The sequence below is a fragment of the Herbaspirillum lusitanum P6-12 genome, assembly GCF_000256565.1.
Classification (GTDB): Bacteria; Pseudomonadota; Gammaproteobacteria; order Burkholderiales; family Burkholderiaceae_D; genus Herbaspirillum; species Herbaspirillum lusitanum.
Genome location: NZ_AJHH01000100.1, coordinates 1 through 10,163 on the forward strand (window position 1 = coordinate 1; position 10,163 = coordinate 10,163).

Sequence of the window (10,163 nt, forward strand, 5' to 3'; positions counted from 1 at the left end):
CGTCATCGAAGATTTCATTGCTGCAGCCGGTGTGGCCAGAGGTACGTTTTACAATTACTTCAAAACGACAAGCGAGTTGCTTGCCGCCGTAGCGGGTGAATTGAGCGACGAAGTGCTCGACGTGGTCGATCCTATCGTTTTGCAATTCGATGACCCGGCCATGCGTATCTGTGCGGGTACGAAGCTATATGTCGATATCGCCACCCGATACCCGACCTGGGGGACATTTCTGACGCGTATTGGATCTCGGCATGCGGTGCGAGGAAAATTGCTGGATGTCTATCTGACACGCGACGTAGAGTTGGGGATAGCAACAAGTCGCCTCACGGTGAGCAACGCGCTTGTCACGCGAGACATCATTCTGGGATCTATTTTCTTTGGTATTGAGACAGTACTCACGGAACCTAGCCATGTGCATCACATAGAGGAAATGCTGTACACCGTCCTGCGAGGAATGGGACTCAAGGAGAGGGAAGCGCACAAGATTGCCTTCTCCTCCCTCCCTCATGCAGGCATGGTATCGGGGCCAATCTTTTCGGCGCTTTTATCCGCTCCGGTCGACACCGGGGAAAAGAAAACTACAAAGAGAACAAGAAAATCGTGATTGCAAAACCGAATGTCAAGCCGGCCCTCGCAACCGGCCTGACGCCCGTCTTCCATCTGCGCCTATGGATATAGTGCCGGAGAGCTGGATGCAGTGAGCCATTGCCATTCGGTGAAATCTTCCCAGCTTGACAGACTGCCAAATCGAGAACCATTTCCTGACTGCCCCATCCCTCCCATGGGCGCCTGAGGCAAATCCACGATTGTTTGATCGTTGATATGAATCATCCCCACGCGAAGACGACGTGCCAGGCGCAAACCTCTGCCGATGTCGCCAGTCTGAATTGCAGCAGCCAAACCATACGGTGTGGCTGCTGCCAGCTCCAACGCGTGCTCATCATCCTCCGCGACAATGATCGGTGCCACAGGCGCGAATATTTCATCATCAAATGCCGCCATGCCGGGCGTCACTCCCGTCAGTACGGTCGGCTCATAAAACAGTGCGTTATATTTTCCTCCGGTCGCGATTTCTGCACCTGCAGCAATCGAACGCGTGACAATATCGTGCGCCCTGTCACGCTGACGGCTATTGATTAACGGACCAAGAGCGACATCCGATAGTTCAGGATCTCCAACTGCCAAAGACCGAGCTTTCTGCACGAGTAGCTCCACGTATTGATCTGCAATGGCACGACTCACAATGTGCCGACTGGTTGCCATGCAGATCTGTCCCTGATGATGGAAAGATCCGAAAGCGCCTGCTGCGACCGCCTTCTTTATATCGCAGTCGTCCAGCACCAGCATCGGACTGTTCCCGCCCAACTCCAAGGCGACTCTTTTCAGATTTCGACCGGCCAATTCTCCGACACGTCGCCCGACATGCGTCGAACCGGTGAAGGTGATCATTCTCACCCCCGGGGCCTCGACCAGCGCTTCACCGACCTCTGCACCGCCGGGGGTCATGCAGAACACCCCTTCCGGCAGTCCTGCCATTTCGAACAATCTCGCCAATGCAATTCCACCACTGACTGACGTATGTGGATCTGGTTTCAAGACCACTGCATTTCCCAAAACCAGTGCTGGAGCGACGGATCGCATTGCCAATAACAAAGGCACGTTCCACGGAGTAATGACACCCACTATGCCAATTGGCAGGCGACGGGAAAAACTGAGGCGATCCGGATCTGGGGAAGAGATGACCTGCCCTTCCGAATGGGTGATCAGTCCTGCCGCGTGATGCAACTCATCAACGGCAGACTGGATCTCAAATGCTGCCTTGGGACGAATGCTGCCACCTTCTCTTACTAGCCAGCCTGCCAATTCCTCGCTGTGCAGTGCCAACAGTTCTGCCGCCCGACGCATTACCTCCGCCCTTGCGGCGATGGGTTGCCGCGCCCAATTCAGCTGCGCTTTCCCGGCGACCGCTATTGCTTGCGCCAGCTCGCTCTTGCTGGTCGTCCCAAGATGCGCCAACAACTTTCCTGTCGAAGGAGAGCAGCTTTCAAATCGATTGGACGCAGGGCGCCATTTCCCATCGTAGAAACATCCCTCCCAAGCCCTTGGCTCGAGGAATGCCGTTACAGCGCTGTCTTGTTGTGGTCCCATGCTTACCGACTCCATAATTTTCAACTTCCGGCTAGATTTTTTATCGCGTGCCAACTATCCATCGATGCGCAGGATTGGTTTGATTGCATGGCCGCTCTTGCTGTCAGCAATGGCGCTCTGAATCTCATCAAATGAATAAAACCGCACCAGCTTGTCGAACGGAAATTCTCCGTTCATAAACCAGTCGACCATCGCAGGAATGAATGTGCCTGGATCATGAGTTTCACCCTCAATGATTCCTCGGACACTACGGCCATTCAACAATTGAAATGGGTAGATACGAATTGCCGTAGCTGGATCGACACCAGCCAGGAGACCGCAACTCCCGCAAGGGGCGAGACAAGCGACCGCTTGCTCCATCGCCTGCACAACGCCGCTGGTATCCAGAGAAAAATTGACGCCGCCATTTGATAACAGGAGAATTTCTTTCAGCGCGTCCGAGTTCCTGGCATCAATCACATTTGTCGCGCCTAGTTCCAACGCCAGCGTCAGCCTGGATTCAACGACATCGACCACGATTATCTGTTTGGCCCCCGCCCTTTTGGCGGCCATTACCGCGCTCAATCCAACCGCACCCGCGCCGAATACGGCAAAGCTGCTGTCGCGCTCCACTTTCAATGCGTTCAGAACTGCGCCTGCTCCCGTCTGAAGTCCGCACGCAAGCGGACCAAGCATTTCCAAAGGCGCATCTTTTCTCACCTTGATGACGTTGCGCTCCGTACACAATGCGTAAGATGCAAAAGACGACTGCCCAAAGAAACTGCCATGGATCATCATTCCGTTTTGGGACAAAGGCGAGGTTCCGTCCGGCCTTGAGCCACCAAAATTCATGGGTCCGACATTGTGGCAATTTGCGAATTTATGCTCTTCACAAGTGGAGCATCCGCCGCAATAGTCATATGTCACAACAACATGGTCGCCTGCGCTTACCCCCGTCACCGACTCTCCTACAGCCTCGACAACGCCGGCGCCTTCATGTCCCAACACAATCGGAAATGGCACCGGAAGCACTCCCTCCAGAGCGGAGACGTCGGTGTGACATAAGCCGACGGCAACAAGCCGAACCAGAATTTCGGTATGGCGAGGTGCATCCAGATCGACTGACTCGATCCCGATTTTTTTGTCTCCCCTTGCAACTGCGGCGCGAATTTTCATGATTTTCTTCAAAAAATTAGGCGGTTACTTTTTTTTCCGTCGTTGAATCTGACGTTATCTCACTACCCGAAAGGCTCTTGACCGTATCCAACTTGCCGTTTTTGAAGGCAGTTGGCGGTAGCAGAAAATACGCCAGTGCCGGCAATAGAATGAGCGCCCCAAGCATGTTCCACAAAAACATGAACGCCAGAAGAATCCCCATATCCGCCTGAAACTTGATCGGTGAGAACGCCCATGTCGCAACCCCCGCGGCGAGTGTCACGCCGGTCAGCATCACAACTTTTCCTGTAAAGGTGAGAGCGTCGTAATAGGCCTCAGACAGGCTTTTCCCTTCGCGCATCTTGGTGAGCGTAATGCTCATCACATACAGCGCATAGTCGATTCCGATGCCTACGCCCAGCGCGATAACAGGAAGCGTGGCCACTTTGACGCCCATGTTCAGCTTGACCATCAAGGCTTCGCAGAGAATCGAGGTGAGCACCAGAGGCAGCACCGCACAGACAACTGCCCGCCAGGAACGAAACGTCAGCAGGCATAGAATGATGACCGCCCCGTACACCCACAACAACATCTCATGACTGGCTTTCTTCACCACAATGTTGGTCGCCGCTTCAATGCCTGCAGGACCGGCAGCCAACAGAAATTGCGCTCTCTCCGAATTGTTGGCGGCAGAAAACTCGTTGACGGCGTCGTTAACACGAGTCAGGGTCTCCGCTTTGTGGTCTCGCAAGAAGGCATACACTGTCAGCAGATTGCAGCTGCCGTTATACAAGCCGCGCGGAGCTCCTGACGTCACCATGTTCAGCGTCGCCTGGCTTTTTACCAGATCGAACCATTTGGGATTCCCTTCATTCAGACCGACCAGAACCCGGCGGTTCAATCCTGCCAACGACACGGTTGAATCGACGCCATTGAGCTGACGCAATTTCCATTCGAGCGCATCGACTTTCATCAAGGTGTCGTAGGACGCACATTCCGCATCCGGCGTCTTGACCATGACGGCATACACATCGCTGCCTGCGGCGTAGTAGCGATTGATGAACGCGTTATCCTTGTTGTAACGCGATTCCGCCCTTAGCTCCGGCGCTCCGGGATCGAGATCGCCGACCTGGAGATCCAGGCTGACGATAAATCCCCCCACCGCCATCAACGTCGCCGCCACAACCGTGATACTTGCCCACTTGCGCCGGGTGAACAGATCGAAGAAGCGCCAGGCAGGATGTTTTTCTGCAGGAGAGGAATACTCCAACTCCCCGGCGATACTCCGCCGCGCCGCTTTCTGTCCGACCCCTACGTATGACAGAAAGATCGGAAGCATGATGAGATTGGTAAACACCAGAACTGCGACCCCGATACTGGCAATCGCCGCCAGATCCTGGATAACCTTGATCTCGATCACCTTCAATACCGCAAAGCCGACGGCGTCGCACAGCAGCGCAGTCAAGCCCGCCAGGAACAAACGGCGGAACGTGTATCGGGCCGCCACGACTCTGTGCGTTCCGCGTCCGATATCCTGGAGAATCCCATTCATTTTTTGAGCGCCATGGCTCATGCCAATGGCAAATACCAGGAAAGGAACCAGGATCGAATACGGATCAAGCTGAAAGCCTGCCAGCGGCAGTATTCCGAGTTGCCATACGACGGCCACCATTGAACTGACCACGACGAGCAGCGTGCTTCGAAGGCAGCGCGTGTACCAGTACAACATGAGCGCGGTAACCAGGATGGCGAAAACGAAGAAGAACAACATCTGCTGCAGGCCGGAGATCAGATTCCCGACGACTTGCGCAAAACCCGTGATGTGCAAGGTGATGTCGCTGGTCTCATACTTCGCCCGCAGTTCCTCCAGGCGTCCCGAAAATTCTGCATAGTCGAGGGGCTTTCCGGTTGCACTATCGTTATCCAGCAGTGGCACGTAGATGATGCTGGACTTTGCATCCAGTGCGACCAATTGTCCGATTTCTCCTGATCTTTCAATATTCAACTGCACCTGGGTAAGGCTTTGCGGGGAACCGTTGTAGTTATTCGGTATAACGGGGCCACCTTCCATGCCGTCTTCGGTTACCCCAACCCATTGGGTCGATGGCGTCCAAAGGGATCGCATATTCGTTCTCTCGACGCCAGGCAGCAAAAAGACTTCGTCATTGATTTTTTGCAGTGTCTCCAGATACTCCGGACTATAGATTGTCCCTTTCTTCGTCGCCACCGCAATACGCACCGCATTGCCCAAACCGGCCAGGTCAGATTTGTATTTGAGGAAATTGACGACATAAGGATGCGAAGTCGGAATCATCTTTTCAAAATTTGCGTTCAACGACAAATTTGGAATCTGCGTTCCGAGTACCAGAGTCACCAACAGACAGATCAGCAAGACAATTGCACGATGATTGAACAGCAGCCTTTCGACGCGTGTGCCGGATTGGCGGTCGAAATCTTTTAAATCACGAACAATCGGCTGCCCGTCTTCGTTTTTCTTTGCCGGCGTCATCATTTGCTATTTCCTGTGTTGACGTTTGTCTTTTTTTCCAAACGCGTCATTCCTCGAAAACCCGCACCGACAATGCTACCGTCGCTGACTTGAAGTATCGAATTGAGAGAAGGCGCCGGGGAGAAATCGCTGTAAAGAGAAATGGATCTGCCGTTATCGCTGCTGATCCAGAGATGTCCGGCCTGATCCATCGCAATCAACCGACCATCGCTGATGACCTGGGTCGCGTTGTACGAAATATTCTGTCCGCCTTGGGTTTTTCGGAATTCCAATACTCCGGGATCTGCGTAAAACATGTTCCCCTTCAGGCCCGCAACAACAATCGTTCCAGACGGAAGCACCGACGCTGCAAAAAGACTTCCCTTATAGGGGAGCTCCGGTGACAGGAAACTTTTACCTGCGTCATTTGAAATCGCCAGGAATCCGCGCTCCCCCGCAATAACAAGGCGTCCTCCGGATGCCTTGATGGAGTAAAGATGCGATCCTTCATCATTGTTGAGAAGTTGCATGAACGGCTGCCATGTCGCGCCCCCATCTTCCGTTTTTAACGCAAGACCAAACGCCCCCACCACGAAACCGCTTCGGTCGTTAATGAAAAAAACGTCTAGAAATGGTTTGTCCGCGCCATCCGCCATGAATTGCCTGGCAGCGCTTGAAAGGCTCTTTGCAACCGGGCTGCCGGCATTGGCCAGCGCATATTTTTCGGAGAACTCGAGTATCAATTTCGCTGCCTGATCTCCGTCCAGCTGCTTGCGCCAACTGCCGCCGCCATCTTCGCTATGCAATATCACGCCAGCATGGCCGACAGCCCAACCGTTGCGCGCATTCGGAAACTGAACGGCGGTCAATGTCACGCTGGTCGGCACGGTTGCCTGCGCCCAGGCTTTCCCGCCATCGTCGGATAACAGCACGACGCCGCGCTCGCCCACCGCCACAATTCTCTTGCCTGCGAAGGCTTCCCCTATCATCACTGAGCGTGATGCCGTGTTTGACTTGAGCGCCGGCCGTTCTGCCACCGCCCCCAAAACGCCCGACTCCCCTTGCGCCGCAAAACCGGGGCCGGAACAGAGCAGTGTCGCCACAGCGACGACTGGTATTGAAAAGAATCTTGAAATTCGTGTCATTTTTATCTCATTCGGGCAGCCACACGATGTGACTGCCCCAACAGTTTTACCGAAGGCCGTCACCCGTCATTGCTTCAGGCCGGAAAACCATATCCGGCTGAACAGGAACAAATTTATTCTGTTCGCCCTTCTCATTGACGATGTTATCCACATAGCCGCCACCAGTAAGCAGATCGTAAAAGCCGAACGTCAAATCAACTGTTCCAGGCAAGTCGGGCATGGCAATCGGCAGCAAGAAGGAAGTTTTCCATAATTGACCTTTTGCATCCCAACGATCTGCCAGGACGGCATTCCATGAGTCTTCATCAACGTAGTAGCGACCTTTCGGTGCAATATGCCGTTGGCCCGCAGCCACATTTGCTTCCACGACCCAGACCCGATGCAACTCCCAACGGACATGATTTGGATTCAGATGATGCGCGCTGATAAGTTCTTCGTCTTTGGCTGGCGCCAATGACCGATTGGTATTGTAGGGAATGTAAATTTCCTTTTTCCCGATCAGCTTCCAGTCAAAGCGCTGCATGCCGCCGGTCCACACTTGTTGCTCATCGAAATTCATCACACCTGCCGAAGCCGGCTGCGGGGTATCACAACATGCGTGAGGCAACAGACGGACGCGACGCTGTCCCGTCAGATAGACCCAGGACTGCGATTTGCTGTCGTCCAGGTTGAGACGTCCTGTGACCGCCTCGCCGGCACGAATGGCCGGCCCGACATTCTTCACCTGAATCTTGAAATAGATTCCGTCGAATTTTTCGGGAGCTCCACTCTTGAAGTAGTAAGGCATCTGCAAATCCACCCGACTGTCTGCGGTCAGCACCAGCTTCCCGTCGCCGTAGATCTGGCGCCGGTTTGTGGTCCAGTGCCAGGCTTCCCCGCGCCAACGCAGAATGTGATTCCACATCACTTCCAATCCGGATTTTGGAATCGGAAAGGGAATGCCGCCAAAAGCGCCGTCTGGCTGAGGGCCGGAACCTCCGTCCACCAACTTGGCTCGCGTGGCGTTCTTGAAGATATTGTCGTACACGTACTGTGGTGCAGCTGCGGTACGATGAGTAGGGTAGACATCCAGACGATACGTTTCAGGATACTTCTTCAGCATGGCCTTCACGCCATCGGTCAGCTTGTCGGCATACTGGTCCATATTCTTGGACGTGATCGTCAGAACCGGCTTCTCACCTGGAAACGGGTCTGCCCGCTTGCCACCGTTCACAAAGCCCGGGGTAGCCGTCGTCAGTCCTCCGCTCCACGCCGGGATGGAGCCGTCTTTATTGGCAGCTTTTTCCCCTCCCATCGGGTTCAGAGTAGTCTTCAATTGGGCCGCCTCGTCGGCAGACACTACCGCGCCGGCCGGCAAACTCACGACAGCCGCAGCCAACATCGCCGTCTGGGCGCACAGGTGCTTCAGTTTCATCTTATGGTCTCCAAAAATTAGAATGTTGCGCGTGCCGTAAAGGAAATGAAGTCGCGATCGCGCAGCGACTGCTTGAACGAATTCAGGTTTGCGGATGGATTGTTTGGATCGGGATAGAGCGCAGTGTCCTGCGAACCAAAGAAGTGGGTGTAGTTCAGACCGAAGCGCCACATGTCCTGATATGTTCCGTTGATACCGATGCTCAGGTCGCCCCCTTTGTCCGGTCCGAAACTGCTCACGACAGAGGACCTGCCTTTAGGGAAGTAGCCAATGCCAAACGGAATGGAAACATCCAGACCAGGAGCGACCTGGCGATAGAAGGGCTCATAAGTCATTCTCATACCCCATGCATCACGTGTTGCACCTGGATCCAGAGCAGCAGCATTTTTTGTAATGCTGGTCCGCCGATTCCAGGCCACTTCCCCGACTAACGTCGACTCGTTGGCGATGAAGTTGGGACTCAAGGTGTAAATGCCGGATACTTGCGCGTGAGCCGAATTACCTACTGCATAGGCCGCGTTGCTGTTGTTGTCTGCCGTGGCCGCCGCAACCAAAGGCGGAGAAACGAGAGGCGTGTTGCGCCGAACAGAAATTTCACCGGCCAGATTCAACGATGAAATCGTCGTGCTGGCGCTGATGCCGTACGCCTGAATTCCTTCTGCGTAGACCAGGGAGTACGTACCGATCTGACCGGTCAGAGGATTGAATCCTCCCGGCCGCAGATAGACGGTCGGTGTCTTCGCGTGGTAACGCGTGGCGTAGAAGCCCAGGTCAATGCCGCTACCCTCGGGCGTGTATTTCAGCGATAGACCACCCTGCCCGGAGTTTCGAGCGTTGATGTCCGCACCGCGGAAGAATGCCGTTCCTGCATTTGACGGGCCGGTCAGAATACGCTCGCCGCCGGCATCCAGGATATCTCCTGTAGAAAAGTAGCTGCCCGACGCCGGAAGACGCGTCTTCTCCCATCGATACTGATAGAACCCGGCGACGGTGACATTTGGATTCAGCTGAATCTGGCCCGATGCCTGTCCCACTGGACGGATGAGTTCCTTGAATTGCGTGCTGGGCACTGATTGCGCTTTGACCACGTCGATTGGGGCCATGCCTCCCGCGATACCGTTGGCGCCAAAGAACAGGCTTTCACCCCAAATCAGCGCGTGCCGACCAAGGCGAAAGCTCTCCTGCGTTTCACCGATATTTGCCTTGCCGAAAACAAAGGCATCCAGCAATTCAGCCTTTTGGCCATGCAGGTCGCGGGTGGCCTGCGTGAAAGAATTGCCACTGGAAGAAACCGAATTGACCGTCGAGGGCGAGTTATTGTCATTGCGGCTCGTGTAGACGCTGTCATACCAGGCTGCCCCGCTGATGCGGGCGCCGACATCCTTGTACATCACATCGAGCTCGCTCAGCAGATCGACCCGATTCGAAATCAAGCCGCGACCGAAATTGCGATCACCGTCGTCGTAGTTTGAACGACCGACCAATGCTCCTGAAGGATTCTGCGTACGCCATGCCGCGCTGTACTTCACGGTGTTATCCCAGCGTACTTTCAGATCCTCATTTCCCAAATCGATTTCAGCAGCGTTTGCATACATCGTCACAAACAGCGACGCCACCGCCATCGCTACCGGCCGCACACCCGACTTACGATTGATAAAGCGAAACGCTCCCCGCTTACGATCGAGCTTCATTTTGTCTCCTCCTGTTGGCACATCGAATAGTTAAGTACGCGCCTTTGACGGCGCTTGTTCTTACGCTCTTAAGGCGCTTGAAAATCAACATCGGACGCTGCATCTCGTCCTTAAAACATCATATTTTTTAATTTATAAAAAAA

The 10,163-nt window shown here is 54.3% G+C and carries 7 protein-coding genes; 1 reads left to right on the plus strand and 6 read right to left on the minus strand.

Annotated features, from left to right (window positions below):
* Window positions 1-604 (plus strand): TetR/AcrR family transcriptional regulator (locus HLUSI_RS26780; protein WP_016832652.1); only part of this gene is annotated, 604 nt, incomplete at its 5' end.
* A gap of 62 nt (window positions 605-666) precedes the next feature.
* On the opposite strand, the gene HLUSI_RS0103510 is transcribed toward HLUSI_RS26780, so the two are convergent.
* From HLUSI_RS0103510 to HLUSI_RS0103535, 6 genes are all read right to left on the minus strand, one after another.
* Window positions 667-2,148, minus strand: coding sequence for an aldehyde dehydrogenase family protein (locus HLUSI_RS0103510; protein WP_029363076.1), 1,482 nt, complete (start codon window positions 2,146-2,148; stop codon window positions 667-669).
* Between the two features lie 54 nt (window positions 2,149-2,202).
* The gene (locus tag HLUSI_RS0103515; RefSeq protein ID WP_029363077.1) at window positions 2,203-3,303 is read right to left on the minus strand and encodes an NAD(P)-dependent alcohol dehydrogenase; all 1,101 of its coding nucleotides are present in this window, start codon (window positions 3,301-3,303) and stop codon (window positions 2,203-2,205) included.
* A gap of 16 nt (window positions 3,304-3,319) precedes the next feature.
* Entirely contained in the window at window positions 3,320-5,794 is a 2,475-nt protein-coding gene (locus HLUSI_RS0103520) for an efflux RND transporter permease subunit (protein WP_016832655.1), read from the minus strand.
* The gene (locus HLUSI_RS26785) at window positions 5,791-6,873 is read right to left on the minus strand and encodes a WD40/YVTN/BNR-like repeat-containing protein (RefSeq protein WP_162098047.1); all 1,083 of its coding nucleotides are present in this window, start codon (window positions 6,871-6,873) and stop codon (window positions 5,791-5,793) included. The genes HLUSI_RS0103520 and HLUSI_RS26785 overlap by 4 nt, the downstream gene beginning before the upstream one ends.
* A gap of 88 nt (window positions 6,874-6,961) precedes the next feature.
* Complete coding sequence (locus tag HLUSI_RS0103530) at window positions 6,962-8,329, minus strand: DUF1329 domain-containing protein (protein WP_016832657.1); 1,368 nt, start codon at window positions 8,327-8,329, stop codon at window positions 6,962-6,964.
* A gap of 17 nt (window positions 8,330-8,346) precedes the next feature.
* Window positions 8,347-10,020 carry a DUF1302 domain-containing protein gene (locus HLUSI_RS0103535; RefSeq protein WP_157137728.1) on the minus strand — a complete coding sequence of 558 codons (1,674 nt, stop codon included), beginning with the start codon at window positions 10,018-10,020 and terminating at the stop codon, window positions 8,347-8,349.
* Window positions 10,021-10,163: the final 143 nt, after the last annotated feature.

Bases quoted from the DNA above. Each gene is read 5' to 3' on its own strand.
- HLUSI_RS0103515 (WP_029363077.1), bottom strand. From the start codon at position 3,303: ATGAAAATTCGCGCCGCAGTTGCAAGGGGAGACAAAAAAATCGGGATC.
- HLUSI_RS0103530 (WP_016832657.1), bottom strand. From the start codon at position 8,329: ATGAAACTGAAGCACCTGTGCGCCCAGACGGCGATGTTGGCTGCGGCT.
- HLUSI_RS0103535 (WP_157137728.1), bottom strand. From the start codon at position 10,020: ATGAAGCTCGATCGTAAGCGGGGAGCGTTTCGCTTTATCAATCGTAAG.
- HLUSI_RS0103520 (WP_016832655.1), bottom strand. From the start codon at position 5,794: ATGATGACGCCGGCAAAGAAAAACGAAGACGGGCAGCCGATTGTTCGT.
- HLUSI_RS0103510 (WP_029363076.1), bottom strand. From the start codon at position 2,148: ATGGGACCACAACAAGACAGCGCTGTAACGGCATTCCTCGAGCCAAGG.